General features: G+C 71.2%; 26 protein-coding genes. 15 read left to right on the forward strand and 11 right to left on the reverse strand.

What is annotated here, in order from left to right:
- Window positions 1-19: 19 nt before the first annotated feature.
- From AF1_RS20705 to AF1_RS20720, 4 genes are all read right to left on the reverse strand, one after another.
- Window positions 20-781, reverse strand: a complete 762-nt coding sequence (locus tag AF1_RS20705; RefSeq protein ID WP_067801671.1) for a glucose 1-dehydrogenase — start codon at window positions 779-781, stop codon at window positions 20-22.
- Window positions 782-850: 69 nt separating this feature from the next.
- Window positions 851-1423 carry a TetR/AcrR family transcriptional regulator gene (locus AF1_RS20710; RefSeq protein ID WP_067801673.1) on the reverse strand — a complete coding sequence of 191 codons (573 nt, stop codon included), beginning with the start codon at window positions 1421-1423 and terminating at the stop codon, window positions 851-853.
- Between the two features lie 82 nt (window positions 1424-1505).
- On the reverse strand, window positions 1506-2192 hold the full coding sequence (locus AF1_RS20715) for an endonuclease V (protein ID WP_067801676.1): 687 nt from the start codon (window positions 2190-2192) through the stop codon (window positions 1506-1508).
- Window positions 2193-2252: 60 nt separating this feature from the next.
- Window positions 2253-3902 carry a bifunctional lysylphosphatidylglycerol flippase/synthetase MprF gene (locus AF1_RS20720; RefSeq protein ID WP_165488348.1) on the reverse strand — a complete coding sequence of 550 codons (1650 nt, stop codon included), beginning with the start codon at window positions 3900-3902 and terminating at the stop codon, window positions 2253-2255.
- Between the two features lie 160 nt (window positions 3903-4062).
- Between AF1_RS20720 and AF1_RS20725 the strand changes: the two genes are divergently transcribed.
- The 3 genes from AF1_RS20725 (at window position 4063) to AF1_RS20735 (ending at window position 5709) form a co-directional block, all read left to right on the forward strand.
- Window positions 4063-4518: a flavodoxin family protein gene (locus AF1_RS20725; protein ID WP_067801763.1), complete on the forward strand. Its 456-nt coding sequence runs from the start codon at window positions 4063-4065 to the stop codon at window positions 4516-4518.
- A gap of 29 nt (window positions 4519-4547) precedes the next feature.
- Window positions 4548-4847, forward strand: coding sequence for a Dabb family protein (locus AF1_RS20730; RefSeq protein ID WP_067801682.1), 300 nt, complete (start codon window positions 4548-4550; stop codon window positions 4845-4847).
- Window positions 4848-5034: 187 nt separating this feature from the next.
- Window positions 5035-5709 carry a response regulator gene (locus AF1_RS20735; RefSeq protein ID WP_067801685.1) on the forward strand — a complete coding sequence of 225 codons (675 nt, stop codon included), beginning with the start codon at window positions 5035-5037 and terminating at the stop codon, window positions 5707-5709.
- Here the strand turns inward: AF1_RS20735 and AF1_RS20740 are convergent.
- The gene (locus AF1_RS20740) at window positions 5684-5914 is read right to left on the reverse strand and encodes a hypothetical protein (RefSeq protein WP_067801689.1); all 231 of its coding nucleotides are present in this window, start codon (window positions 5912-5914) and stop codon (window positions 5684-5686) included. The genes AF1_RS20735 and AF1_RS20740 overlap by 26 nt on opposite strands.
- Window positions 5915-6173: 259 nt before the next feature.
- Between AF1_RS20740 and AF1_RS20745 the strand changes: the two genes are divergently transcribed.
- On the forward strand, window positions 6174-8306 hold the full coding sequence (locus AF1_RS20745) for an MMPL family transporter (RefSeq protein WP_067801693.1): 2133 nt from the start codon (window positions 6174-6176) through the stop codon (window positions 8304-8306).
- Here AF1_RS20745 and AF1_RS20750 read toward each other — a convergent pair.
- Window positions 8303-8968 (reverse strand): TetR/AcrR family transcriptional regulator, encoded by a 666-nt coding sequence (locus AF1_RS20750; protein WP_067801696.1) that lies wholly within the window; start codon window positions 8966-8968, stop codon window positions 8303-8305. The genes AF1_RS20745 and AF1_RS20750 overlap by 4 nt on opposite strands.
- Window positions 8969-9092: 124 nt before the next feature.
- Between AF1_RS20750 and AF1_RS20755 the strand changes: the two genes are divergently transcribed.
- On the forward strand, window positions 9093-9680 hold the full coding sequence (locus AF1_RS20755; protein WP_067801699.1) for an HAD family hydrolase: 588 nt from the start codon (window positions 9093-9095) through the stop codon (window positions 9678-9680).
- 47 nt (window positions 9681-9727) lie between these two features.
- On the opposite strand, the gene AF1_RS20760 is transcribed toward AF1_RS20755, so the two are convergent.
- The gene (locus tag AF1_RS20760) at window positions 9728-10561 is read right to left on the reverse strand and encodes an SAM-dependent methyltransferase (protein ID WP_067801702.1); all 834 of its coding nucleotides are present in this window, start codon (window positions 10559-10561) and stop codon (window positions 9728-9730) included.
- 1245 nt (window positions 10562-11806) lie between these two features.
- Between AF1_RS20760 and AF1_RS20765 the strand changes: the two genes are divergently transcribed.
- From AF1_RS20765 to AF1_RS20775, 3 genes are read left to right on the forward strand one after another with little or no spacing between them, the layout of a single operon-like run.
- Complete coding sequence (locus tag AF1_RS20765; RefSeq protein WP_067801705.1) at window positions 11807-12121, forward strand: type VII secretion target; 315 nt, start codon at window positions 11807-11809, stop codon at window positions 12119-12121.
- Between the two features lie 21 nt (window positions 12122-12142).
- Window positions 12143-12862 carry a hypothetical protein gene (locus AF1_RS20770; protein WP_131732513.1) on the forward strand — a complete coding sequence of 240 codons (720 nt, stop codon included), beginning with the start codon at window positions 12143-12145 and terminating at the stop codon, window positions 12860-12862.
- A 2-nt stretch (window positions 12863-12864) separates the two neighbouring features.
- On the forward strand, window positions 12865-13254 hold the full coding sequence (locus tag AF1_RS20775) for a hypothetical protein (RefSeq protein ID WP_067801710.1): 390 nt from the start codon (window positions 12865-12867) through the stop codon (window positions 13252-13254).
- 5 nt (window positions 13255-13259) lie between these two features.
- Here AF1_RS20775 and AF1_RS20780 read toward each other — a convergent pair whose 3' ends face one another.
- Window positions 13260-14330, reverse strand: coding sequence for a hypothetical protein (locus AF1_RS20780; protein ID WP_067801713.1), 1071 nt, complete (start codon window positions 14328-14330; stop codon window positions 13260-13262).
- Between the two features lie 101 nt (window positions 14331-14431).
- Here AF1_RS20780 and AF1_RS20785 point away from each other — a divergent pair, with 101 nt between their 5' ends.
- Entirely contained in the window at window positions 14432-15100 is a 669-nt protein-coding gene (locus AF1_RS20785; protein ID WP_067801717.1) for an aminoacyl-tRNA hydrolase, read from the forward strand.
- Window positions 15101-15141: 41 nt separating this feature from the next.
- On the opposite strand, the gene AF1_RS20790 is transcribed toward AF1_RS20785, so the two are convergent.
- Both AF1_RS20790 and AF1_RS20795 read right to left on the reverse strand, forming a co-directional pair.
- Window positions 15142-17655 (reverse strand): M14 family zinc carboxypeptidase, encoded by a 2514-nt coding sequence (locus AF1_RS20790; protein WP_084263170.1) that lies wholly within the window; start codon window positions 17653-17655, stop codon window positions 15142-15144.
- Window positions 17656-17709: 54 nt separating this feature from the next.
- Window positions 17710-18312, reverse strand: coding sequence for a hypothetical protein (locus AF1_RS20795; protein WP_067801722.1), 603 nt, complete (start codon window positions 18310-18312; stop codon window positions 17710-17712).
- 198 nt (window positions 18313-18510) lie between these two features.
- Between AF1_RS20795 and AF1_RS20800 the strand changes: the two genes are divergently transcribed.
- The 6 genes from AF1_RS20800 to AF1_RS20825 all read left to right on the forward strand — a co-directional run bounded on the left by AF1_RS20800 (window position 18511) and on the right by AF1_RS20825 (window position 24602).
- Complete coding sequence (locus AF1_RS20800) at window positions 18511-18807, forward strand: hypothetical protein (RefSeq protein WP_067801725.1); 297 nt, start codon at window positions 18511-18513, stop codon at window positions 18805-18807.
- 388 nt (window positions 18808-19195) lie between these two features.
- On the forward strand, window positions 19196-20269 hold the full coding sequence (locus AF1_RS20805; RefSeq protein ID WP_067801728.1) for a sugar ABC transporter substrate-binding protein: 1074 nt from the start codon (window positions 19196-19198) through the stop codon (window positions 20267-20269).
- A 118-nt stretch (window positions 20270-20387) separates the two neighbouring features.
- Entirely contained in the window at window positions 20388-21173 is a 786-nt protein-coding gene (locus AF1_RS20810) for an ATP-binding cassette domain-containing protein (RefSeq protein ID WP_067801732.1), read from the forward strand.
- An 11-nt stretch (window positions 21174-21184) separates the two neighbouring features.
- Entirely contained in the window at window positions 21185-22471 is a 1287-nt protein-coding gene (locus AF1_RS20815) for a sugar ABC transporter permease (protein WP_242608726.1), read from the forward strand.
- 146 nt (window positions 22472-22617) lie between these two features.
- Window positions 22618-23376 (forward strand): ATP-binding cassette domain-containing protein, encoded by a 759-nt coding sequence (locus AF1_RS20820; protein WP_067801769.1) that lies wholly within the window; start codon window positions 22618-22620, stop codon window positions 23374-23376.
- A complete protein-coding gene (locus AF1_RS20825) occupies window positions 23376-24602 on the forward strand; it encodes an ROK family transcriptional regulator (protein ID WP_067801735.1) in 1227 nt (408 codons plus the stop codon). Before AF1_RS20820 ends, AF1_RS20825 begins: the two co-directional genes overlap by 1 nt.
- Here the strand turns inward: AF1_RS20825 and AF1_RS20830 are convergent.
- A complete protein-coding gene (locus AF1_RS20830) occupies window positions 24574-25803 on the reverse strand; it encodes a lysylphosphatidylglycerol synthase transmembrane domain-containing protein (RefSeq protein WP_067801737.1) in 1230 nt (409 codons plus the stop codon). The genes AF1_RS20825 and AF1_RS20830 overlap by 29 nt on opposite strands.
- Between the last annotated feature and the right edge of the window lie 73 nt (window positions 25804-25876).

Here is a 25876-nt window from a genome sequence, read left to right on the forward strand (position 1 = left end):
GACCGGCGGCCCGCCGCGCTCAGTACCCCGCGCCGGTCAGCATGCCGCCGTCCACCAGGACCTCGCTGCCGGTGCAGTAGGACGAGTCGTCCGAGGCCAGGTAGACGATCAGGCCCGAGACCTCCTTGGAGTTGCCCATGCGGCCTAGGGGCAGCGCCTTGAGGAACGCGTCGGCGCTGTCGACCGTGGCCGCGACGACGTCGTCCTGCATGGACAGGGGCGTCAGCACGCCGCCGGGATGGACGGAGTTCACCCGGATGCCGTACTGCCCGAGCTCGCGGGCGGCGGACTTGGTCAGGCCGCGGATGCCGAACTTGCTGGCGCTGTAGGCGGCGAGGCCGGCCGCCCCGATGAAGCCCTCGGTGGACGACACGTTGACGATCGAGCCGCCGCCCGCCTCGCGCATCGGCCCGGTGACCGTCTTCACCCCGAGCCACTGGCCGATCAGGTTCACCTCCAGGATCCGGCGGAACTCGTCCAGCTCCATGTCCTCGATGCGCTTGTGCCGGATGATCCCGGCGTTGTTGACGAGGACGTTCAGCGCCCCGAACGTCGACGTCGCGGTCTCGACGGCCGCGTCCCAGTCCTGCGGCGACGACACGTCCATCCGGACGAACCGGACGGCGTCTCCGAGTTCGGCGGCGAGCTTGGCGCCCTCCTCCTCCAGGACGTCGCCGAACACGACCTTGGCGCCCTCGTCCAGGAACCGGCGCACGTGCGCCTTGCCCATCCCGCGCGCGCCGCCGGTGATCAGCGCCACCTTCCCGTCAAGCTGCCCCATCAACGCTCCTCGTCGCCCGTTGCCACCCCGCTAACCTAGCGAACGCTTGGTCAATGCAACAAGGCGCCCCTACCCGGTGCGGAGGCCGTCGAAGAGCAGGGTCAGCATGCGGTCCGCGTACGCGCCGGGCTCGGGGGCGCGCTCGGACGCGACACCGATCGCGTTGGTGAGCCGCAGCAGGTCGTGCGGGTCGATCTCGGTGCGGATCGTCCCCGCCCGCTGAGCCCGGTCCAGGAGCCGGCCGAGCGCGTCGCAGATCGCGGCGGCCGCGGCGCCGAGGCCGGTGTCCGCCCACTCCGCCGACATCGCCTCGATGATCACGGTGGACGTGCCGCGCGGGGTCGCCGCGCCCGCGAGATAGGTCCGCAGCCAGCGTCCGAGCGCGGTCTCGGCGTCCTCGGGCCCGGTCAGCAGATCCTCGGCGTGCGCGAGGAGACCGTCGATCCGCTCCCGCAGGACGGCGTGCAGCAGCGCGTCGCGGGTGGGGAAGTGCCGGTACAGCGTCCCCGACCCGACGCCCGCGCGCTTGGCGATGTCGTCGAGGGACGCGCCCGTGCCGTGTTCCATGAAGGCGGTGCGGGCGGTCGTGATGAGTCGCTCATAGTTGCGGCGGGCGTCGGCCCGCATCGGCCGGGTGTCCATGGGCACCGTCCAGCGGTGTGGCGGATGGCCCGGGGGCTCCGCCTGGCTTTCGGACGAGCCTGCCATCTCCGCGGGCGGCGCGCTACCCGGCCAGGGCCTCCCGGGACAGCCGGTCGGCTCGGCGCGTGGTCTCCGGCAGCCGGTATTCGGGCGTGAGGGCGAGGACGTTCCGGCACGCCGTATCAAGGTCGGTGCGGTGACCGACGGACACGAACACCGGCTTCACGCCGTCCCGCGTGCGCAGAACCCGCCCGACGACCTCGGCGCCGTCCATCAGCGGGCTGGAGTCACCGCGCCGCGGACCCGGCTGCTCGTACGTGCCGATGAAGGCGGTCTTGCCGACGCCTATGGCCGGCAGTCCGGTCAGGACCCCCAGATGGCAGGCGAGCCCGAACCGCCGGGGATGCGCGACCCCGAACCCGTCGCAGACGAGCAGGCCGGGCGTTGCCCTGAGGTTGCGGAGCGCGTCCAGCAGCGTCGGCAGCTCCCGGAACGCGAACAGGCCCGGTACGTACGGAAACGCGGCCGTGCCGACGGCCACCGACTCCTCCAGCACCTCCAGCGTCGTGCCGTCCAGGACGACCACGGCGGCGGCCAGCGGTGTCCCGACACCGCCGCCGTCGCCCGCGTAGGAGACGTCCAGCCCCGCGACCGTGCGCGGCCGGACCGGCCCGGGGACGTCCGGTTCGAGCATCGCGCGCAGCCGGTCCTGGATCGCCTCCGCCTCCTCGGCCGTCGACGGCCAGGGGTGCAGGTCACGTATCTCCATGCGTCCGTGTCTACACGGTCGGGACAGCGAGGCGCGGGCGGCCTCGGCCGCTGGGTGCCGCTAGCGGCCGAGGTGGTGGACGGGTTCGGCCAGCGGCTCTTCCGTCCGCTGGGGCAGGCGGGTGCGGCCGAACTCCAGGGTCAGCAGCGCGGCGGCCAGCAGGCCGATGTCGAACCAGGAGCGGAAGACGACGTTGCGCGGCTTGTAGGACGGCCTGAACTTCTTGTTGAACAGATACAGGGACTCGACGGCGATCCACGGGTCCAGCAGGCGGAGGGCGTGGTAGCCGGCCTTCTCCAGGGGGCCGCGCTCGTCGTTGTCGAGGAGTTCGCGGAACGCGGCGAAGTTCAGCGAGACGACGCCGTGGCCGTGCTCGGCCGCGTACTCGATCATCTCGACGATGAGGCGCTCGTTGACGCCGTTGGGGCCGCCGGGGCTGCGGCGCATCGCGTCCAGGCTGAGGCCCTCGCCGGCGGTGACGTAGCGCTGGAACGCGATGGGCTCCTCGCCCGCGTCGTAGGCGATCGCGACGATGGCCCCCGGGTGGTAGCCGGTGAGCAGTTCGTCCAGATTCATGGCGAAGCCGCGTTCGGCCGCGCCGCCGAGCGAGCGGGCCGCGACGTCCAGCAGCCGGTCGCGCAACGCCGGGGACAGTTCGTTCTCCGGGACGATCCGGGAGGTGACCCCGGTGTTCTCCGTGCGCTTCACCGCCTGGCGGACGTTGCGCATCCGGCGGCCGGTCAGCGTGAACTCGGCGGGCCGGATGACGACCTCGTCGCCGAAACCGATCGTCCGGCACCGCCCCCAGGCGGGGAGGATGCCGTCGCTCGCGCCGAGGACGGCCGGGCGCCACCCCGCCGTCCGGCACATCGCGAGGAACGCGCGGACGGCGTCGGCGTGCGAGGCGGGGTCGCCGGCCGGGTCGCCGCCCGCGACCGCGACGCCGAACAGGACGCGGTAGCCGATCGCGGCCCGGCCGTCCGCGCTGAACACGTACGCCTTGTCGCGGCGCAGCGCGAACGGGGCCAGGGTGTCGGAGCCGGGATGCGCGACGAGGTGCGCGACGCGGCGGCGTTCTGATGCGTCGCCGGGGGGCGGCGGGGGGTCGGGCGCGAGCAGCGTGGTGACCAGGACGAGGAGCCCGGCGGCGCCGGCGAGGCCGAGCACGCCGGGCAGCCAGGACGCGCCGTCCAGCGGCGCCCCGGTGGAACCGAGGCCGGCCGCGACGTCGCCGACCGACCGGACCGACACGCCGCCGAACAGCAGCGAGCCGGAGACGGCGGCGACCACCAGCAGCGCGCCCGTCTTCACCGCGGTGCGGACCCGTTCGTGGTGCGGGCGCACCGGGAACCGGGCGCGCTCCAGCCACAGCCCGCCGAGGGCCGCGGCGAGGAGCGGCAGCCGCCACGGCGGGTCCTCGCCGGTGACGACGGCGAGCAGGCCGAGCGCGATCAGCACGACGAGGCCGTACCAGGCGGCGCGGCGGCGCAGCAGCACGCCGCGGGCGACGAGCGCGAGCGCCAGCGCCAGCGCGATGGCGTGCGCGTGGATGAGCGGGCCGCCGGTGACCAGCCGGGACAGCCGGCCGAGCCAGTGCGGGGACCCGGGCAGCGCCGGCACCGCGATCAGCACGGCGATGAGCGCCGTGGCCAGTGCGAGCGGCCAGACGGGCCGTGCCGCCGCGCGCACGGCCGGTTTCCCCGGTTCCACGAAGGACACCTCCGCTGAGCCCCCAACCAAGATCCTTTGGAACTCATTCCCTGGGCCGGGCGTCGATCACGCCTCTCAGGGCGGCCCGCGGTCGCAAGCGCAGACCGCTCACCGATCTCTTGCCCCGCCGGACGCCCGACGAACCGGTACCCTCCAGATGATGAAGCGGCTCCTGCTCGTCCATCACACGCCGTCCCCGTCCGTGCAGGCGATGGTGGAGGCGGTGCGCGCGGGCGCGTCCACCGACGAGGTCGAGGGCGTGGAGCTCGTGACCCGGGCGGCGCTGACGGCCTCCGCCGTGGACGCCCTGGAGGCGGACGGGTACCTTCTCGGCTCGCCGGTCAACCTCGGCTACCTCTCCGGGGCGCTCAAGCACTTCTTCGACCAGATCTACTACCCGTGCCTGGAGGAGACGGGCCGCCGCCCGTTCGGGGCGTTCCTGCACGGCAACAACGACGCCACCGGCGCCTTGCGCGCTCTCGACGCCATCACGACCGGGCTCGGATGGAAGGCCGTCCAGCCGCCGGTCGTGGTGACGGGGGAGCCCGGCAAGGCCGACCTGGAGGCGTGCTGGGAGCTCGGCGCGATCACGGCGGCGGAGCTCGGTTCCGGCTGACCGGAGGCCGCCACCGATAGTTTGCCCGCATGAGTGGTTTCCGTCATGTGGCGATGTTCAAGTGGGTCGAGGGAACGACGACCGGCCAGCAGGACGAGGTCGCGGCGAAGCTGGGTGAGCTGCCCGGCCTCATCCCGGAGATCAAGGTGTACAGCACGGGGGTGAACGCGGGCGTGAACCCCGGCGGCTATGAGTTCGCGATCGTCGCGGACTTCGCCGACCGCGACGCCTACCTCGTCTACCGCGACCATCCCGCGCACCGCGCGGTGCTCGACGAGTTCATCACGCCGATCGTGGCCGAGCGCGCCGCCATCCAGTACGAGATGTGACGGAGAGTAAAACCGAGCAAGCGCTTGTGCTTGAACGATTTTCGGGTTAGTTTCGACAGAGACGCCCGCTGGGGACGGATCGCGCCCCGTTCCCGGCGGGCGGCATACGCTCCGGACCGTCCCCCGGCGTGGGCGCGACGTCGTAACGTTGCGGCGTGAGCCACACTCCCGACGGGCGGAACACCCGATGATCCGCGTGCTGCTCGCCGACGACCAGTCCCTCGTGCGGGCCGGCTTCCGCTCGCTGCTCGCCGACGGCGAGGACATCGAGGTGGTGGGCGAGGCCGACCACGGCGCCGAGGCCGTCGCGCTGGCCCGCGAGCTGCGTCCCGACGTGATCCTCATGGACATGCGCATGCCCGAGATGGACGGGCTCGCCGCCACCAGGGTGATCGCCGCCGACCCGGGGCTGCGGGACGTGCGGGTCGTGGTGCTCACCACCTACACCGAGGACGAATACGTCTACCAGGCGCTGCGGGCGGGTGCGTCCGGGTTCCTGGTGAAGGACATCGAGCCGGAGGAACTGCTGCGGGCCGTGCAGGTCGTCGCGGGCGGCGAGTCGCTGCTGGCCCCCGCGGTGACGCGCGCGGTCATCGAGGGCTTCGTCGCGCGGGCCCCCGAACCGCCCCGGCCGCGGGCCGGGGCGCTCGGGACGCTCACCGGCCGCGAGCGCGAGGTCGTCCGGCTGGTCGGACGGGGCCTGTCCAACGAGGAGATCGCCGAGCGCCTGCTGGTCAGCCCGTTCACCGCGAAGACGCACGTCAGCCGGGCCATGGGCAAGGCGGGCGCGCGGGACAGGGCCCAGCTGGTGGTGCTCGCCTACGAGTCGGGACTGGTCACCCCCGGCTCCGCAGGCTCATGATCTCCTCGCGGAGCTGCTGCGGCGAGGGAGCCTCCAGCAGCCGCGGGCCCTCCCGCAGCGGCACCATCGCCCACCAGGACCCGGTCGCCTCGCCGTACCAGACTCGCACCCCCGGGAACTGCTGCTGAAGGCCACGCGCCGTGGCGGCGCGCTGGGCCGCGGGCGTGGGCTCGTCGCGACCGCCGGTGCCCCGTTGAACCGTCATGTCGCCCTCCCCCCGTAGAACTCTTCAGTGGCAGCATCCCCACGGGCCAAGGCGACACCCCTACTCGGCAAATTATGACTAAGTCCACTATGGGGGTTAGGGACGGCGCACAGTGGGATACCGCGCCGGATGTACTCCAACCGAAGTATTCGGACAGCCGAATGACGCCGCCAGCCGGATGCCCCGGGCGGCGCCGCGGAACCACGCTGGAGCGGACGGTATCCCTCCGAGTGCGGTGCGTCCGCAAAAGGTGGTTCCCATGAGGTTGGCCAGGCTCGCCCGGTTCTGCTATCGGAGACGGCGCCTGACGGTGGCGGGCTGGATCATCGGCACGATCGTCGTGATGGTCCTCGGGTTCGGTTTCGCGGCCGAGCCGCTGAACGACTTCTCCGGCGGTGACTCGGGTTCGGCGAAGGCGTCCGACCTCCTGGACGAGCACTTCCCGGGCAACAGCGGCGACTCGATCACGCTGGCGGTCCGCGCGGACGGCGGCGTCCGGTCCCCGCAGGTCAAGGCCCGCGTGGAGCAGGCGATCGACCGGCTCGCCAAGACGCCGCACGTGGCGTCGGTGTCGTCCCCGTACGAGCGGCCGGGCCAGATATCGCGGGACGGGAAGACGGCGTTCGCCGTCGGCGAGCTGGACGTCCCCTCCGACGACATGCCCAGGTCCGCGGTGACCGCGCTGCTGGACGACGTGCGCACCGGCGCCGGGCCCGTCCGGCTCGAACTCGGCGGATCGGCGGTCGACACGGCCGAGACGCCCGGCGGCGGCCCCTCCGAGGCCATCGGCGTGCTCGCCGCCATCGTCATCCTGCTGGTCGCGTTCGGGTCGGTGCTGGCGATGGGGTTGCCGATCGTGACGGCGCTCTTCGGCATCGGCTCCGGCCTCGCGCTGATCATGCTGATCGGGCACCTGCTGCCGGCGCCGGCGTTCAGCCCCATCATCGCCGCGCTCATCGGCCTCGGCGTCGGCATCGACTACGCGCTGTTCATCGTCACCCGCCACCGGGAGGAACTGCACGCCGGCAACGATCCCGAGGACGCCACCGTCACCGCGGTCAGCACCGCCGGACGGGCCGTCCTCTTCGCCGGCAGCACCGTGGTGATCGCGCTCATGGGCCTGTTCATCATGCAGCAGAAGCTGCTCAACGGCGTCGCGGTCGCGGCCGGCGTCGCCGTGCTGATGACGATGCTCGGCGCGGTGACGCTGCTGCCCGCGCTGCTCGGCTTCGCCGGGCACGCCATCGACCGGTTCCGCGTCCCCGGCCCGCGTTCCGGTCGGGCGGGCAGGGCCCGCCGCCCGCTCGCCGAACGCTGGGCGCGGACCGTCCAGGCCCACCCGGTCGCCGCCGGGCTGTGCGCGGCCGTGGTGCTGCTGCTCCTCGCCGTCCCCGCGCTGTCGATGCGGCTGAGCCTGCCCGACTCCAGCACCCAGCCGCACGACCACAGCGGCTACCAGGCGAGCCGCATCATGGCGGAGGGCTTCGGGCCCGGCACCGCCGCGCCACTGGTCATCGTCACGGAGGACGGGAACGGCGGGGCGGCGGCCAGGCTCGCCGGGGCGGTCCGCGAGACGCCGGGCATCGCCGCCGTCCAGCCGCCGCGCACCAGCGAGGACGGCCGGGCGTCCATCGTCATCGCGTTCCCGAAGACGGGCCCGCAGGACGAGGAGACGCCGAAGCTCGTCCACACGCTGCGGGACGAGGTGATCCCGCGGACGGGCGTGCACGCCCACGTCGGCGGGCCGAACGCCGCGTCGATCGACTTCGCCGACGAGGTCGGCGGCCGGCTGCCGCTGCTGATCGCCGTGGTCGTCGGCCTGTCACTGGTGCTGCTCGTCGCGCTCGTCCGGTCGGTCACGGTGGCGGTGCAGGCCGCGCTGATGAACCTGCTGTCGATCGCGGCTGCGTACGGGGTGGTGACGGCCGTCGTCCAGTGGGGCTGGGCGGGACGCCTGCTCGGCTTCCCCACCGACATGCCGGTCACGACGTGGGTGCCGCTGATGATGTTCCCGATCCTGTTCGGGCTCTCGATGGACTACGAGGTGTTCCTCGTCTCCCGCGTCCGCGAGATCTACGAGGCGGGCATGCCGACCCGCGAAGCCGTCGCGCTCGGGCTGTCGCGCACCGCCCGCGTGATCACCGCGGCCGCCGCGATCATGGTGATGGTGTTCCTGTCGGTGCTGCTCGGCGCGGACGTCGCCGTCAAGCAGATGGGCCTCGGCCTCAGCGTCGCGATCCTGATCGATGCGACCGTCGTGCGGCTGGTGCTCGTCCCGGCGCTGATGGAGCTGTTCGGGGAGGCGAACTGGTGGCTTCCCGGGCCGCTCGGGCGGCTGCTGCCGTCCCGCCCCGCGCACGCGGTGGAGATGCGGCCGGGCGCGCGGGTCTAGTGCAGGTTGATGCCGTCGAACATCACCTTGAGGTAGTGCTCGGCGAGGCCCTGGGCGTCCAACTGCCCGCCGGGCCGGAACCAGCGGACCGCCACCCACACGGTGTCGCGGATCATCCGGTAGGTGAGCTTCGGGTCGAGGTCAGGACGGAACAGCCCTTCCGCCTGGCCCGCCTGGAGCGTGGACACCCACATCTTCTCGACCTCGTCCTCGGACTTGGTCAGGTAGGCGAACCGCTCCATCCCCTTCAGGTAGTTCCAGTCGTTCTGCATCACCGTGATCGCGGCCCGGTGCGGCTCCAGCGTGCCGAACGCGACGCGGACGAGCCCGGCGATGGTGTCGCGCGGGTTGCGGCCCTCGTCGATCACCGCCCGGTAGGACTCCATGATCTCGGTGAAGAACCCGGAGAGGATCTCGTCCACGATCGACTCCTTGGAGTCGAAGTGGTGGTAGAGACTGCCGGAGAGGATGCCCGCCTCATCGGCGATGTTGCGGACCGTGGTGGCCTGGAAGCCCTTCTCCGCGAAGAGTTCGGCCGCGAGTCTGACCAGGTGCTCGCGCCGTTCCGACGCCAGGGCGGGCGAGCCCCTGCCGCGGCGGGATCCGCCCTCGCCCGCGGCACGGGTTCTGGATCGTCCGGACTTAGCGCTCGTGGTCGTCACCCTCTCATTATGCCGTGTCGCCCAACCGCTTGCTCGATTCGATCGCCGCCCCAGCGTACGGGCAATACCAAGCGCTTGCTACATTTCCGGGCGAGTGTCTCATGCGGCATCTAGGGTCGAAGGCATGCCCGACGTGATCGTGTTCGACCTGTACGGAGTGATCGCCCGCACCCAGAGCCCCGAGGCGGTGCGGCGCATCGAGGACATCGCCGGGACGTCCGGCCCGGCCTTCTGGGACGCCTACTGGGGCTGCCGCCCCGCCTACGACGCCGGCCAGGAGAGCGCGGCCTACTGGGCGGAGGTCGCCGGCCGGCTCGGCGTCACCTTCCCCGACGTCCCCGCGCTGATCGAGGCCGACCTCGGCAGCTGGACGGACGTGGACGACGAGATGGTCGCCCTCGTCCGCGAACTGGCCGATGAGGGACGCACGCTCGGGCTGCTGTCCAACATCATCGACGACCTGGTGCCCCGCTTCGAGGCCCGGCACGGAGCCTGGCTCGGCCGCTTCGACGCCCTCGTCTACTCGTGCCGCATCGGCGTCGCCAAACCCGACCCGCGCGCCTACGAGATCTGCGCCGAGCGCCTCGGTGTCACCCCCGCCGACGCCATCTTCTTCGACGACACCGAGCGCAACGTCCTCGCCGCCCGCGAGGCGGGCATGCGCGCCGAGGTCTTCACCGGCCCCGCTCAGGTACGCGCCCTGGTCGGCTGAACCGCCCGCACCCCGGCGGGCCGCCGGGGGCGCGCGGCCGGCGTCGTTCAGGGCTTGCGGGCCACGCCGCCGAAGGAGTCGATGGGCCGGGGCGCGCCGACCTGCGGGAAGTCGGGCCGCCACAGCGGGGTCGACACGACACCGGGCTCCACCGGCTCCAGGCCCGCGAACAGCGCCTCGATGTACTCGGGGGTGCGCGCGTGGTACGGGACCGTCCCGGCCTCCGCGCAGAGGCGGAGCGCCTCGCCCCGAGCGGTGGCCTCGGCGGGCGTCCACTCGTTCACGCCGAGGACGTTCGTGCCGTCGTTGACGGCCACGAAACTGCCGGACGGCAGCGCCTGGACGAGCCGCCGGACGATCCCCGGCGGGTCGTCCTCGTCCGCCACGTTGCCGACGATGCCGAGCAGCAGCAGCCCGACCGGCTCGGTGAAGTCGAGGAAGGCCGCGGCCTCCTCGATGATCGCCTCAGGCTCGCGGATGTCGGCCTGGATATAGGCGCAGGCCCCCTCCGGAGCGCTGGTCAGCAGCGCGCGAGCGTGCGCCACGACCACCGGGTCGTTGTCGACGTACACGATCCGCGAGTCCCGGGCGTCCCGCTGCGCGACCTCATGGGTGTCGTCGACGGCGGGCAGCCCGGTCCCGATGTCGAGGAACTGCCGGACACCCTGGCCGGTCATGAAATGCACGACCCGGATCAAAAACGCCCGCGACTGCCGCGCCACGTCCGCGATCTCCGGATACACCGCCGCGATGCGATCACCGATTTCACGGTCGATCGGATAGGTGTCCTTGCCGCCCAGCCAGTGATTCCACAACCGCGCCTGATGCGGCCTCGTCACATCGACGACCGGACCCGGCTGCGCCGTCCCGTCCTGTGCCATGCCACCTCCCCGGGAATGGTCCGCACCACCCTAGAACCGCCGGCCGCATAACCGTCATGCAGCGAGTGAACGCTTTCCCCCGGCTGTCCGTATGTGGCCATGATGACCCGAGCACACCAGACCCACCCTGGAAACGGCCATCTGTTCCGACCCCGATTAAGGTCGCAGCGATCACCCCTTTCGGGCATCTCTTTGAGAGGTATCCCGTGCAAGATGAGTGATTCGATCGGTCGCCGCGGCGGAGCCTCGACATCGGATGGTCCATATCCGGGGCGATTTCAAGGTCGCCTGCCGCGCGGCGGTTGTGTCGTCATGTGCTGAGCGGGATCGGCACCGATCGGCTCGCTGCCGGCGGCGATGGCCGGTTCCCTTGATAGTCGGCAGGTAGTCGCCCTGTTCGTCTTCGGCTAGGTAGCGGGCGGTGTCGAAGGTCACCAGTGCCCGGTGACGTCCAGCTCGCCGTCGTCCAGCAACCGCAGCGGGTGCCGGAACCAGCGCAGGTCCGCGACGCCGCTGTGGCTTGCATATGAAGTGACCGGATGCGGTCAAGGGTGCATAAAAAGACTCCAGGTGAGCCCATAAAAGGCAGCCAATCCCGGACAGAGGTTACGGTCGCCGATATTTATTTTTCCGGGCGGCCCTTATGGAGTTGAACTGGGCATGGCGCCCCCATGGGACGCCGAGCCTTTGAGGGTCTACTCGTTATGGATGGGGCATATTTCGAAGCCGATGGAGTCGATAATTCGACTCAGATGCCGCCGGGATCATCGGAGGTCGGCCGTGAAGAACCTCCGATGGATGTGAAAATTCTGTAGTTTGGTGATCTTGCATGGGAGTCGCGACCGCCGCGCCGATGTCATGAATGCGGTTCGTGAATGTGCGGGATTGGTCAGGTGTGAGCAAGGAGTCTGGTAAGGAGGAATGCGACGGCCATGACGGCCATGCCGGCGAGAGTGAGGGCGGCCGCACGTTTGCCGTTACTTTTTGCTCCGCGGAGGAACAGATATCCTCCGATGAGAAATCCCGTGGCGCCTACGAGACCGCCGAAGTAGAGGTATATCGCGGATGAGGCTCCAAGGGCTGCACCTGCAGCCATGGCCATGCCACCTACAAAACGGAGACGAAAGCGATGATCCATGGTGACCCTCCTTTTTGGGTATATCGATGGCGGGCAAGATGTTGGCAGGAGGCGGAGGCGATTGCAAGTCGAGCGGGAACCTCGGTCTTCCGGTAGAAGGAGAATGCATGTCGTTCCGTGTTGAGCCGGGTGCGCTGGAGACATTCGCTCAGTCTCTGGGGGTGCTCGCCGGGGACGCCAAGAAGGCAAAGGGTTATGTGCAGGGCAATCAGAAGGCGGTGGACAGTGAGAGAGGACTGCTCTTCGGGTATGTATACGCCCTCGGAGTCCTGCGCATAGGCGATGCCGTGCAGAAGAACGTTGAGCGGCTGGATGCCCTCACCGTCTCATCGGGAAAAGAGCTGCACAAGTGCGCTGAGGTTTATCGTGCAACGGAGAAAAAGATCGCCGAAAAAATAGATCGTACCTACCCGAAGAAGTAATTCTGATCCGTAAGGCAACCCATGACCACATCGCCTGCCGCCAAGCTGGTGGCTCCGACGACGGCGGAGCCCATGCCCAAGGCGGTCGACGTATCCCTGTCACTCACCGACTTCGTCAGCCCGAGCCATTGGCTGTTCTGGGCGCTCGACAAGATATGTGGCGTCAATCCGGCGGAATGGCTGGGCAAACAGATCGGTGGCGACTGGGAGTCCATCTCGAAGTTCGCCTCGTCCCTCGGGCATGTGAGCGAGTTCTACGGTGAGTACGCGAAGGGGGTGCGGGAGGGCTCGGCCACGATGCTGAAGAGTTGGGACGGGAATGCCGCTGACGCCTGTGAAGGGTACTTCCAGAACTTCGTGAGCGCGATCGACAAGCAGGTCGATCCGATCAAGACTGTGGCGAACGAGTGTCAGTCCACCGCCTTCGGAGCATGGTCCTCCGCCAAGGCCGCGGCCAGCGGTGTGGAAGCGATTGTCGATCTGGCTCTGATGGTCGCGATCGAGGCGGCCGCCTCGGCCGCGACAAGCTGGACCATCGTGGGGCCGTCCGTCGGAATGGCCGTGATCATGGCACAGATCGGCCTGGGCATCCAGAAGTGGCTGGAGGTCCTTGGATATGTCGGATTGACCGTCGCCGCGGTCTTCGGGTTCATCGGCCTGGTCAGCGGGACGCTCGGTTCGATCCACGGCCTGGACGCCCAGCCGTTCCCGAAAGGCTCCTACGACAACAAGGTGATCTAGCGATGACAGAGTTCGACGAGACCGGTCAGCCGATGATGGACATTGCGCGGGGTGACCAGCGGGCCTCCATGCGGATTCGCCGCGATCTCGAGGTCCTCAAGGACAACTCGGCGAATCCCGAGTTCCAGCGGCTCGTCCAGGACGTTCTGGCCGGTCGCAGGTCGCTACGGGAGGCGGCGGGCAGTGCGATCTTCGGTGCCGAGATGTCGCCGCGCATCGACCAGGTCGAAGAGAAGTGGCAGGAGGCGATGGCCGAGGAGCAGGAGGTGGTGGACGAGGAGCAGGTGGAGCAGTACAGGCGCCTCCAGGCGGAGGTGCGGAACACGATGCGGGAGATCACGGAGAAACTGCAGGAGCTACAGCGGCTCCAGGACGATCTCGATGCCGGATAGGGGGATCAGGGGGCGGGTGGGAGTTCGCTGCCGGCTTCGGCGGCCTTGGCCAGGCGTTCGCGGAGGGTGCGCAGGAGTTCGTCGCCCTGTTCGGTGAGGCGTTCGATCGCGGGGAGCGCAAGGTCGTCGCGGACGGTGTCGGCGAGCAGTTCGTCGTACTCGTGGGCCTTCTCGGCGATGGCCTCCAGGTGGCGCTGGGCGTGCAGGACCTCGTCGGCCGACTTGGCGCGTTCGGCGTAGCGTTCGAGCGCCTCGACGCGGCGGGTCACCGCGTCGACCGAGATGTCGAGCTTGTCGCGCAGCGGGCGGAGCGCCGCCTCCACTTCGGGGATTGCCGCGGTCCCCGACATCGTGGCGTGGTCGGCGCGCAGCTTCGACTGCTTCGCGAGCACCTGCGCGATCTCCCACTCCTGGCGGGGCAGGGTCACCGCGTTGTCCACCGCGTCCAGCAGGCCCTCGCGGTTGACGTCGGAGTCGCGGACGGTGTCGATCGCGCTCTGCACGCGGGCCAGCATCGCGCGGCCCTCGTCGTCGAAGTCCTCGGGGGTCAGGTAGCGGTCGCGGCGCCGTTCCAACTCGCGGGCGCGGCGCAGGTCGAGGGAGACCGACGGGGTGCCGAGCGCGACCAGCACCGCGAGCATGCCGAGGCCGACCAGCCACAGCGAGCCGAGCAGCGGTGAGCCGACCAGGCCGAGGGCGAGCACCGACAGCGGCGCCAGCCACAGCAGCGGCCGGCGGCGCTCCACGATCGTGTCGAGTTCCGCGCGGAGCGTCGGGTCGGCGACGGGGCGCGGCTCGGCGGGGGAGCCGTCCTCGGGCGCGCGCGGGGGCGCTGTGCGCCGCCAGGACGTCGGGACGTGGGTCTCGAACGCGAAGTCGGTGCACGCGATCTCGATCTCGGTCGGGCCGGAGGGCAGCGGCCACGAGCCGACGGGGTCGCCTCCGCCGGGGCCGGTGAACCGCACCCACCAGCCGCCCTTGCCGTCTTCGCATCTGTAGCGGCCCGGGGCGATGTCGATGCCGACGAAGAACGTCCCGATTCCCGGTATGGAATCACTCCACGCGCCACTGGTCACCGGAGACCTCCCGTACCTGAACGACGTCCGGGGGACGGTAAGAGGTGCATTACCCACACTCCGACCCCGGAAAGCCGGATCGGGTTTGGAATACTCCACGGGTGCGACCCGACTACGACCCCCTCGATGATCCGCCTTGGGCGATGCAACTGGTGGTACACGCCGAGAAGGCCGATCCGCCCGGCCATGACGCGGTCTGCGAGGCGGCGGCGACGGCGGTCGTCCGGCTGCTCACCGATCCCCGCGCGACCGAGGGCGAATGGCGGGAGGCCGTCGGCGAGTGGGAGTCGCGCCGTATCCGGAAGGTGACGCGGCGGGCACGCGGGGTGCGGTGGCCGGAGGCGGAGGCACTGCCCGGTGTCACCGTCGAGCACGCGGGCGCGCAGGTCCGGGCCTTCCCGCCCGGGCCGGTGGCGGACGTCCCGCCGCAGTTGGCCAGGCTCCAGGTCGCGGGTCTGGATCTGGCCGAGGAAGCGGAGCCCGGGCCGCCGCCCGAACCCCCGTACGCGGTGATCGCCCTCAACCCGGACGTGACGATCACGACCGGCAAGGCCGCCGCGCAGTGCGGGCACGCCGCGCAGCTGCTTCTCCGCCAGGGGCGCCGCAAGGACGTGGCGGCGTGGGCCGAGGCCGGTGCCCGCGTGCACCTCGCCCGCGACGTCCCGTGGATCCGGTGCGTGAAGAAGGCGGCGGTCGCCGTCCGGGACGGCGGGTTCACCGAGGTTCCGCCCGGCACGATGACCGCCATCGCGTGGATCGTCCGTAAGTAGGACGTGGCGCGCCGGGGTCGCCGGCGCGCCACGGTGAGCGGTCAGGGCAGGGTGACGGCGACCGGTTCGATGCCGGCCGCGCGGATGAGGGACGGCAGGCGTCCGGCGAACGGGTGGTGGTCCACCGGCAGGCCCCGCGGGTTGTCGATCACGTAGTGGACGACCCCGCCGGAACGGGTCTCGGCCCACCGCGCACCGGCCGACCGCAGGACGGACGCGGCCTTCGCGGCGTCCGCCGCCTTCACCGACACGCGGATCGGCGACTCATGCGACGGCAGTTCCGCCGCCGCCCGCACGGCCTTCGCCGTCCCCTGCGGTGCCGGGGCCTTGGCCGGGTCGGGCCCGAGGATCGCGTTGTAGAGCAGCTTGGCCGTGCCGTCGCTGAACGCGCGGAAGTTCGGTTCCGCCGCGAACAGCACGGAACGTCCCGCGCCGACGGGCTGGTCCACGACCGCCGCGGTGCCGCCCAGCTCGGATGAGCCCCGCTCGAACCCGGAGACGAACCAGTCGGGCGAGTCCGCCCGCGGATACGACACCACGACGCCGGTCGACGCCCGCATGACCAGGTCGTAGGACGTGAAGTTCCAGGCCGTCGCGCCGACGCCCCGCGCCAGCGGGCTCGACCGGTCCACCTTCACGCGGAACATCGTGCCGGGAATGTCGGACGTCGGCTCCGCCAGCACCGCGGTCGTGAGCCCCAGCCGGGCGGCGAGTTGCGTGCCGCCCTGCCAGCCGATGTACCGGCCGCCGTCCCGCGTCCAGCGCTGGAGCGCGGCGCGCCCGGCATCGCCGAGCGCGGTGTAGGCGGACGAGGCGGGACCGTCCGGGGTGACCAGGACCTCGATGCCGTCGAGCCCGCCCGCCGCGACGTCCGCCGGGGTGAGCGGCGTGAACGGCAGCTTCCACTCGCGGTCGAGGCGGTGCCGCAGCCACCCGGCCGACTCGCGCGCCGACGAGGAGGTCTTCGACAGTTGCAGGACGCCGAGCTTCGGCGCCCTGCCCTCATGCCCCGGACGCGGCGCGGGCAGCGTCCGCACCGGAACCGCCCGCGGGCGCAGGACGGCGCCCGACGACCCGCCCGGAACGTTCCCCAGCAGGGGCAGGCTCCAAGCCGTCACGTCGTAGAAGTACGGGAACGGCGTGTAGGAGTCCTCGCCCAGCATGGCCTGGATCCAGTGCTTCTGCCCCTGCGCCATCGTGATCCAGTACGTGCCCGCGGGAAGCGTCGTCTTCGCCTCGGCCCGCCCGTACGCCTTGAAGTCCGGGACGGTCAGCGGCCGGACGAGCCTCTCGACGCGCACGCCCATGCGCTGCAGGCGCCGCACGATGAGGCGGACCTCCGCGCGCTTGGCCGGGTCGTCGTCCCGCAGGAAGTAGCCGCGCACCTTCCGGTCCGGCACCTGCCGGTCGATCTGGTTCGGCGGGTTGTAGATCTGGTTGGGCTCCAGCTCGCCCGTCTTGCCCTGCGCGTAGGCGTCCACCGTCATCCGGCGCCAGTCGGTGAGGACGCGGTGCCGGCTGCGTGCCGCCGCCGACAGCGACACCCACTGGGTGAGGTACTGCTCCTTCACCCGCTCCGGGTACGGGCTCTCGTCGCCCTTCTCGTACGTCATCCCGGCGGCGAGGAACCCGCTGGTCGGCACCGAGTCCCCATACCCCTGGTAGAAGAGGTCGTAGACGTCGCGGTTGAAGAAGTCGATGCCCTGCCGCGTGAACTCGGCCGCCATCGCCGCGCCGTACAGGTCGTTGATCCAGCCGATGGCCTGCTCGGGCGTCTCGTGGTAGATCGGGTCGGCGTTCGGCGGGAAGAAGTACGACGTCCCGCCCATCTCGTGCGCGTCGATATAGAGCGCCGGCGGGTAGGTGTTGAGCATCGCCAGCTTGCCGTCGGTCTCCGGCTGGGTGCGCGCGAACCAGTCGCGGTTCATGTCGAAGCCGTAGGCGTTCTGGCGCGTGTTCAGCTCGCGGCCGTCCGGGTTCTGGGTCGGCAGGACGACGACGAGCGCGTTGTCGAGGATCGCCGTGGCGGCGCAGTCGGTGCGGTCACCGAGGTCGCGGAGCACCTTGAGCGCCGCGTCCGTGCCGCTCGGCTCGTCGCCGTGGACGTTGCCGCTGATCCACAGGATCGGGACGCCGTGCTCGGTGATCCGCCGCGCGAGCGCCTCCGGCGTGCGCGGGTCGCGCAGCAGGCCGGCATCGGACCGGACCTTGGCGAGTCCCGCCTTGGACATCAGTGCGGGACGTCCGGCGATCGCGTACTTGAGCGGACGTCCCTGCGCGGTCGTGGCCAGTGTCCCGGACACGACGCGCTCGCTCTCGGCGGCGACCGTCTCCAGGTAGGCGTCGGATTGGGCGGCGCTGACCGGCCGCTCACCGAGGTCGAAGCCGAGGACCTGCTTGGGGGAGGGAACCTTGCCCCGGTACACCGGGGCCGTCTGTACCGGGTCGCAGCCGGCCGGGGCGGCGGGCCGCGCCGCGGCGGGCGCCGCGAGCGACGCGGGCACCGCGAGCGATGCCGCCAGGACCACCGGCCATGCCAGTCTTCGGGCTCTCATGGGCCACAACGTGACACCGGGCGAGGGTCACACCAAGGGCAACATCTGCCAAGATCAGTCGCGCCTTTCGGGGCGCGGGCGCGGCCCGGTCAGCGCGGCGGCCCGGTTGATGGCCTGGAGGGCGAACTCCTGTGTGCGGGTGAGCCCCCGCGGCCCGATGGGGGACGAGCCCGGCGCGGCCTCCCGCGGCGCGGCGGCGAGCTGGGCCTTCGCGCTCAGCCCGTAGGACAGGAACAGCAGCACGACGAACGCCGCCAGGTACAGCAGGTGCTCGGCCAGGCCGCCCCACCGGCCCTTGAACACGTCCAGGACGGCGAACATCGCGAACCCGGCCATCCATCCCGCCAGCGGGGGCACGAACATCATGTCGCGGCGGAGCAGCACCCCCGCCACCGTGCCGAGGACGAGCAGCGCCTCGATCGCCTTGACGAAGATCAGGACACCGGCCGCCGGGCCGGACCCGAAGTAGCCCTCGATCTCCTCCACGCGGTCGCCCCACAGCAGCACCCCGCTGACGAGGCTCGTCACGCCGTAGGCGACGAGGAACACCCCGACCGCGTAATGGAACCGGTGCCACGTCCGCGCGCCCCGTGCGGCGCCGCCCGGCGGTGCGGCGGCCGGGCCGGCTCCAGGCTGGGCACCCGCGCCCACCGTCATCTTCGCCCCCCATGTTCCGGTTCCTGTGCTACGCGCAAGATATCCCGGATAGGGTCCCCGGGACCTCCAAAACGCGGGCCGCGCACGCCTTCGGTGCCGCCTCACACCCCGCTGACCAGCCGATGTGCTTGCGCCGGGGCCGGTGAAGCGGGAGGCTGAGCACACGTCGGGCCGTGCGGAGTCCGTGAGGAAGCAAGGATGACGCCTGACGATACGGGAACGGCCGCGCTGTCGAAGACGCGGATCGAATATCTGGAAGAGCTCGGCGGTGAGCTGGTCAAGCGCGGCCTCCGGGTGCGTCTTCTCCTGCCCCGCGGCCAGTCGCCGAGCCTGCACGTGGTGAACCCGGACGTCTCCGCCCTCACCGAGAACATCCTGGTGGAGCAGGGCGCCGGCGGCTGGTGGTACTGGTGGTCGTGGGCCGAGCGCATCGCCGCAGCCGACGACGTCACCGCCGCCGCCGACCGCGTGGCCCGCGTTCTCGCCGCCCGCTGAGGGCGCCCGCCGCCGGGGCGGTCCTCCCGCACCGTCCCGGCGCTCTCGCACGCCCGTCCGCTGCGCCGCCCACGGGACCGGCGGTTGGCCGGGTGAATGTTGAGGCGCTAAACATTTCGCCGACCTTGGCTGCCGCAGGAACGCGTGGACGGTGGACGCCGCTCGCCGGCACCGGGCCCGTCATGTCGCGTTCCACCCTCGTTGATCTCGTGTTATGTGATTGTTACCGCGCACAACAAATCAGCGAGCCGGCGGGTCTGGCGTTCCGGGCGGGCGCGACATAAGTTGCGGGGCACAACATTCACGCCGGTGAACGTGTGACCTGGCTCATCGGCATGGCTTACCCCCCGGCCGCGGCACGCGGCCACCCCCAGAAAGGACCCGGGCAATGCGCAAGGGGATCCTCAGCCTGACGGCCCTCACGACAGCCGCGGCGCTCAGCCTCACCGCGTGCGGGGGCGACGACAAGGGCGGCTCCAGCGGATCGGCCAAGGGCAAGGTCGGTGTGATCCTGCCTGACACGACCTCGTCCGTCCGCTACGAAAGCTTCGACCGGCCGTACCTGGAGCAGGCGTTCAAGGCCGCCGGCGTCGACTACGACATCCAGAACGCCGAGGGCTCGACCCAGCGCTTCCAGACGATCGCCGACCAGATGCTCACCAGCGGCGTCACGGTCCTGATCGTGGACGGCCTCGACTCCAACTCCGCGGCGGCCGTCCAGCGCAAGGCGCAGGCGCAGGGCGTCAAGACCATCGACTACGACCGCCTCACCCTCGGCGGCGTCGCCGACTACTACGTATCGTTCGACAACGTGAAGGTCGGCGAAGAACTCGGCAAGGGCCTGCAGAAGTGCCTCGGCGACAAGGCCGCCAACATCGCCTACCTGAACGGCGCCCCCACCGACAACAACGCGACCCTCTTCGCCAAGGGCGCGCACAACGTCCTCGACCCGGTCTCGAAGTACAAGAAGGTCGCCGAGCAGCCCGTTCCGGACTGGAAGGCCGAGAAGGCCGCCACGCTCTTCGAGCAGATGTGGACCGAGCAGCACGGCGAGATCGACGGTGTGCTCGCCGCGAACGACGGCCTCGGCGGCGCGGTCGTCTCGATCCTCAAGAAGAACAAGGAGGCCGGCAAGGTCGCCGTCACCGGCCAGGACGCCACCCTGGAGGGCCTGCAGAACATCCTGGACGGCAACCAGTGCATGACGGTGTACAAGCCGGTCAAGCAGGAGGCCGACGCCGCCGCCAAGCTCGCCGTCTCACTCATCAAGGGTGAGAAGGCCGAGACCAACGGCACGACGAACGACCCCGTCGGCAAGCGGGACGTCCCGTCGGTCCTGCTGAACCCGATCGGCGTCTTCAAGGAGAACGTCAAGCAGGTCGCCGACGACGGCTTCGTCAAGAAGGAAGACCTGTGCAAGGGCGCCTACGCCGCCAAGTGCAAGGACGCGGGCATCCAGTAGCGAGCCCACGCCGACCTCGTGGCGGGCCCCGCACCGCTGAGTGCGCCCCGGGTACCCGGAACCCGGGACGCCAGGGGCCCGCCACGGGCAGGACACAGATCCTCGCGGAAGGAAGCACGTGGCTGAAAACGGAGACCCCGTCCTGCGCCTGACCGGGCTCAACAAGAGCTTCGGTGCCGTCCATGTGCTGCACGACGTGGACTTCACCGTGCGGCTGGGCGAAGTCATGGCCCTCGTGGGCGACAACGGCGCCGGCAAGTCGACCCTCATCAAGTGCATCGCCGGGATCCACCCGATCGACTCGGGACAGATCGAGTTCGCGGGCCGCCCGGTGACGATCGACGGCCCCCGCACGGCGTCCGACCTGGGCATCGAGGTCGTCTACCAGGACCTCGCCCTCGCCGACAACCTCGACATCGTGCAGAACATGTTCCTCGGCCGGGAGCGGCGCAAGGGCATCGTGCTGGACGAGTCGTCGATGGAGGAGGCGGCGCGGGAGACGCTCGCGAAGCTGTCGGTCCGGACCGTCAAGTCCGTCCGCCAGCAGGTGTCGAGCCTGTCCGGCGGGCAGCGGCAGACCGTCGCGATCGCCAAGGCCGCGCTGTGGGAGTCCAAGGTCGTCATCCTGGACGAGCCCACCGCCGCACTGGGCGTCGCCCAGACCCGGCAGGTGCTCGACCTCGTCCGGCGTCTCGCCGACACCGGGCACGCGGTCGTGCTGATCTCGCACAACATGAACGACGTGTTCGAGGTCGCCGACCGCATCACCGCCCTTTACCTCGGCCGCGTCGCGGCGGACGTCGCCCGCTCCGAGGTCACCCACGGCCAGGTCGTGGAGCTCATCACCGCCGGCCGTTCCGGTGATCTCGGCCTCGCGCCGACGACCGCCGCCGAGAGCATCTGAAGGGGGAGCAGGTGTCCACCGACATCCCCGAAGGCAGGGAGGCCGCCGTCATGAAGCTGGCGGACTCCGACTTCGCAGGCGACCGCCGCGAGCACGACATGAGGTCCGCGGCGCTCGACTACCTGAACAAGATCAAGGCCGGGGAGCTGGGCGCGCTGCCCGCCATCCTCGGGCTCATCTCGCTCGTCGTGCTGTTCACCGCGCTGAAGCCGGACACGTTCCTCAGCAAGGCCAACCTCGCGAACCTGTCCACGCAGGCGATGCCGATCACGATCCTCGCGATGGGGCTCGTGTTCGTCCTGCTGCTGGGCGAGATCGACCTGTCCGCCGGCGTCGCGAGCGGGCTGTGCGCGGCCGTGCTCGCCAAGCTGATCACCGATGCCGGGCAGCCCTGGTACGTCGCGGTGATCAGCGGCGTGGCGATCGGCATCGTCATCGGCACCGCCATCGGCTGGCTCGTGTCGGTGCTGCGGATCCCCTCGTTCGTCGTCACGCTGGCGTTCTTCCTCGGCCTGCAGGGCATCACGCTGCGGCTGATCGGCGAGGGCGGGACGGTGCCCGTCCGCGACGACGTCATCGTGGCGCTGTCCAACACGAACATGCCGATCTGGCTCGGCTGGCTGCTCGCCGCCCTCTGCACCGCCGGCTACACCGCGACGCAGCTGCTGCGCTGGCGCCGCCAGCGCGTCCGCAACCTGCACTCCAGGCCGCTGCAGTTCGTCCTCGCCCAGTGCGCCGTCGTCGCGACCGCCCTGCTCGGCTGCACCCATGTGCTCAGCCAGGACCGTGCCGTCAGCCCGCTGGTCTTCCTCGGCGGCATCCCCTGGGGCGTGCCGCTCGTCGGCGTCCTGCTGATCGTCTGCACGTTCGTGCTCGGCCGCACCGCCTACGGGCGGCACATCTACGCCGTCGGCGGCAACGCCGAGGCCGCGCGCCGCGCCGGCATCAACGTCACCCGCATCCGGATCTCCGTCTTCATGATCGGATCCGGGCTGGCCGCGATCAGCGGGATCGTGGCCGCGTCCCGGCTCAACTCGGTCGCCACCGACGCGGGCGGCGGCAACACGCTGCTGTACGCGGTCGGCGCGGCCGTCATCGGCGGGACCAGCCTGTTCGGCGGGCGCGGCAAGGCCCGCGACGCCGTGCTCGGCGGCCTGGTGATCGCGATCATCGAGAACGGGCTCGGGCTGCTCGGCACCAAGGCCTACCTGAGCTTCCTCATCACCGGCCTCGTGCTGCTGCTCGCCGCCAGCATGGACGCGCTGGCCAGGCGGCGGCGGTCGGCCGCCGGGCGGTGACACCCGTGCGGGGGGCGGAGGACGGCTGGGAGCCGGTGGCCCGCACCATCGGCTCTCCGGCCCTGCCGGGGGGCGTGGCTGATACGCTCACTGACCACGGCCGCCTGGCGCGCGGCGGCGGCGCGGCACGGTGGGAGCCCCTCGGCATGTCAGTGACGCCAGCCCTGGACCTCCGCGGCATCGACAAGAGCTACGGGTCCGTGAAGGTTCTGCACGATGTCGCGTTCTGCGCCCACCCCGGCGAGGTCACCGCGCTCGTCGGCGACAACGGCGCCGGCAAGACGACCCTCGTCAAGTGCATCGGCGGCATCCATCCCCCCGATCGGGGCGAGTACCGCTTCGAGGGAAGACCGGTCCGGGTCGGCAGCCCGCGCGACGCCGCCCGCCTCGGGATCGAGATCGTCCACCAGGACCTCGCGCTCTGCGAGAACCTCGACATCGTCCAGAACCTCTTCCTCGGCCGCGAGCGGCGCCGCGGCCTCGCCCTCGACGAGGCCGCGATGGAGGAGATGGCGCGCAGCACGCTGTCCGGCCTCGCCGTCCGCACGATGGGCTCGGTCCGGCAGCGGATCGCGACCCTGTCCGGCGGGCAGCGGCAGACCGTCGCGATCGCCCGCGCCGTCCTGTGGGACAGCAAGGTCGTCGTGCTGGACGAGCCCGCCGCCGCGCTCGGCGTCGCGCAGACCCAGCAGGTCCTGGAGATCGTCCGGCGGCTCGCCGACAGGGGCCTGGCCGTCGTGCTGATCTCGCACAACATGAACGACGTCTTCGCCGTCTCCGACCGGATCGCCGCGCTCTACCTCGGCCGGATGGTCGCGCAGGTCAGGACGGCCGACGTCACCCACCGGCAGATCGTCGAGCTGATCACCTCCGGTGTCAGCGGAGAGCTGGGGCTACGCCGATGATGAAGGCGGGCCCGTCACAGGAGGACATCCGGCGGCACAACCTCGGGACCCTGCTGCGTTTCGTGCACCTGCGCGGCCCCGCGTCGCGGGCGACGCTCGCCGAGTCGCTCGGCCTCAACCGCAGCACGATCATGGCGCTGACGTCCGACCTCACCGCCGCGGGGCTCGTCCGGGAGGAACTGCCGCGCGGCCCGGGGCGCCGCGCCGGGCGGCCGTCCCTCGTCGTCCGGCCCGAGTCGACCCGGGTGTACGTGCTGGCGTTCGAGGTCGGCGTCGACCGGCTCGTGGTCGCGCGCGTCGGGCTCGGCGGTGTCGTCCTGGACCGCCGCGAGGGCGTGCGGGCCCGCGGCTCCGACCCCGCCGAGCTGCTGGGCGTGCTCGTCGCGGGCGCCCGGTCCCTGGTCCGCAAGGCCGAACGCGACGCCGTCTGCGTGGGCGCCGCGCTGGGGTTCCCCGGCATGGTGCGCCGGTCCGACGACACCATCGTGTTCGGGCCGAACCTCGAGGCCGGCGACCTCCGGCTCGGTGACGCGCTGTCGCGCCGGCTCGGCCTCGGCATCCCCGTCTCGGTCTGCAACGACGCCAACCTCGGCGCCCTCGCCGAACATGAGCGCGGCGCCGGAGTGAACTGCGACAACCTCATCTACCTGCACGGTGACGTCGGCGTCGGCGGCGGCATCATCGCGCACGGCCGGCTGCTCGGCGGCGAGGAGGGCTTCGGCGGCGAGATCGGCCACATGATCGTCAATCCGGGGGGACGGCCCTGCGCGTGCGGCTCCAAAGGCTGCCTGGAGGCGGAGGTGGGGGAGCGGGCCCTGCTGCACCACGCCGGCCGCGCGGAGATGCCCGGACAGGCGGGGCGGGACGCGGTCCGCGAGGTGGTGGCGTCCGCCGACGCGGGCGACATCGTGGCGCGGGAGGCGCTGCACCGCGTCGGCACCTGGCTCGGCCTCGGCGTCGCCAACCTCGTCAACGTGTTCAACCCCGGCATGGTGGTCTTCGGCGGGACGCTCCGCGACATCTATCTCGGTGCCGCCGCGCAGATCCGCAGCGTCCTTGCGACCGGCGCGCTCGCCGCGCCCCGAGAAAAGGTCAAGCTCCGCACCACCGCCCTCGGCGACGACACCACGCTCGTGGGCGCGGCCGAGTTCGCCTTCGCGGAGGTCCTGGCCGACCCCGTCCAGGTGCTGGCCCGCCTCAGAGCCCCCGAAGACAGCCCGGTGTGATCGCGTCGCCGCAGCGGCGGATCTCGGGGGTGCGCAGGGGGACCGCGGTATAAGGGGTGACGAACGCGAAGGCCATCATGCCGTCCATCAGGAGGGCGCCGGCGGTGGTGAGGCGGCCCTTGACGCGGGCTCCCAGGCGGCCGTGTTCGTGGAGGACGCCCCAGGCCATCCAGCCGACCGCGACGACACCCCAGTACGACACGAGCCGGTAGAGGCCGACGGCCGCGGCGGCGGGTGACAGCGTCGCGCCGAACGCGACCAGCGACGCGGCCATGCTGCCCTCGATCGCGCCGAGCCCGCCCGGCAGCAGCGGTAGCACGCTGCCCGCCGCCTGGGCGGCGAAGTAGGCGAGGGCGATGCCGTTCGGCGAAACCTCGATGCCCACCGCGTGCGCCGCCGACAGCAACGCGAGGATGTCGAACCCCCAGTTCAGCAGGGCGAGTGCGGCGAGTGCCGCCCAGTCGCGGCGGGCCGGGCGCAGGACGTCGCGGACGCCGGCCACCCGCTCGGCGTGCGGGGCGATCCCGGGGTGGGCGAGCGCGGCGCGGTAGCCCCGGCGCAGCGGCGCGGTCACCAGGGCGCGCAGCGACGGCCGGCGCAGCACGGGGACGAGTGACACCGCCAGGATCAGCGGCAGGCCCAGCGCGATCAGCGCAGGCCCGCGGGCGTGCGGGTCGGCGAGCAGCGCCAGCAGGCCGATCAGCGAGTAGGCGGTCGTGGTGATCACGCCGCCGGCCAGGATCACCGCCGTGGCGAGCTGAGCCGACGCTCCGCCCCGCCGGAACTGGCGGAACGTGTAGACGATGCTCACCGCCGGGCCCGCGGGCAGCGTGGTGGACAGTGCGTTGCCCGCGTACGTGATCGCGAACGCGCGGCGCAGCGGCATCCGCAGCCCGCCGATGCGCAGCAGCCGGCGCTGCAGCCGGGCGAACGCGCCCATCGACCCCGCCACGGCCAGGACGACCATGGTGAGCCAGCCGGGATCGGCGTTCGATGCGGCCGTCCAGATGGCACCGAGGTCGGGAAGCTCGTCCCGGTAGAGGGGGAGGAGGGCGAGGGCCGTCAGGACCAGTGCCCACTGGACGAGCAGGCCCGCCTTGCGCCGCCACCAGGGGCGCCGGTCCTCCCGCTCGTCATGGGGCGGGAAAGGGGATTCGACGTCGGCGGGGGGATCAGCCGGTGCCGTGACTGTCTCATGCATGTCCCGGTCACCTCGCAAGCTAGCCCGCATTGCGCAACCTACGGCCCACCTATGACATTCCCGCCGGTGCGGA

It is taken from the genome of Actinomadura formosensis NBRC 14204 (assembly GCF_001552155.1).
In the GTDB taxonomy this organism is placed as follows: Bacteria; Actinomycetota; Actinomycetes; order Streptosporangiales; family Streptosporangiaceae; genus Spirillospora; species Spirillospora formosensis.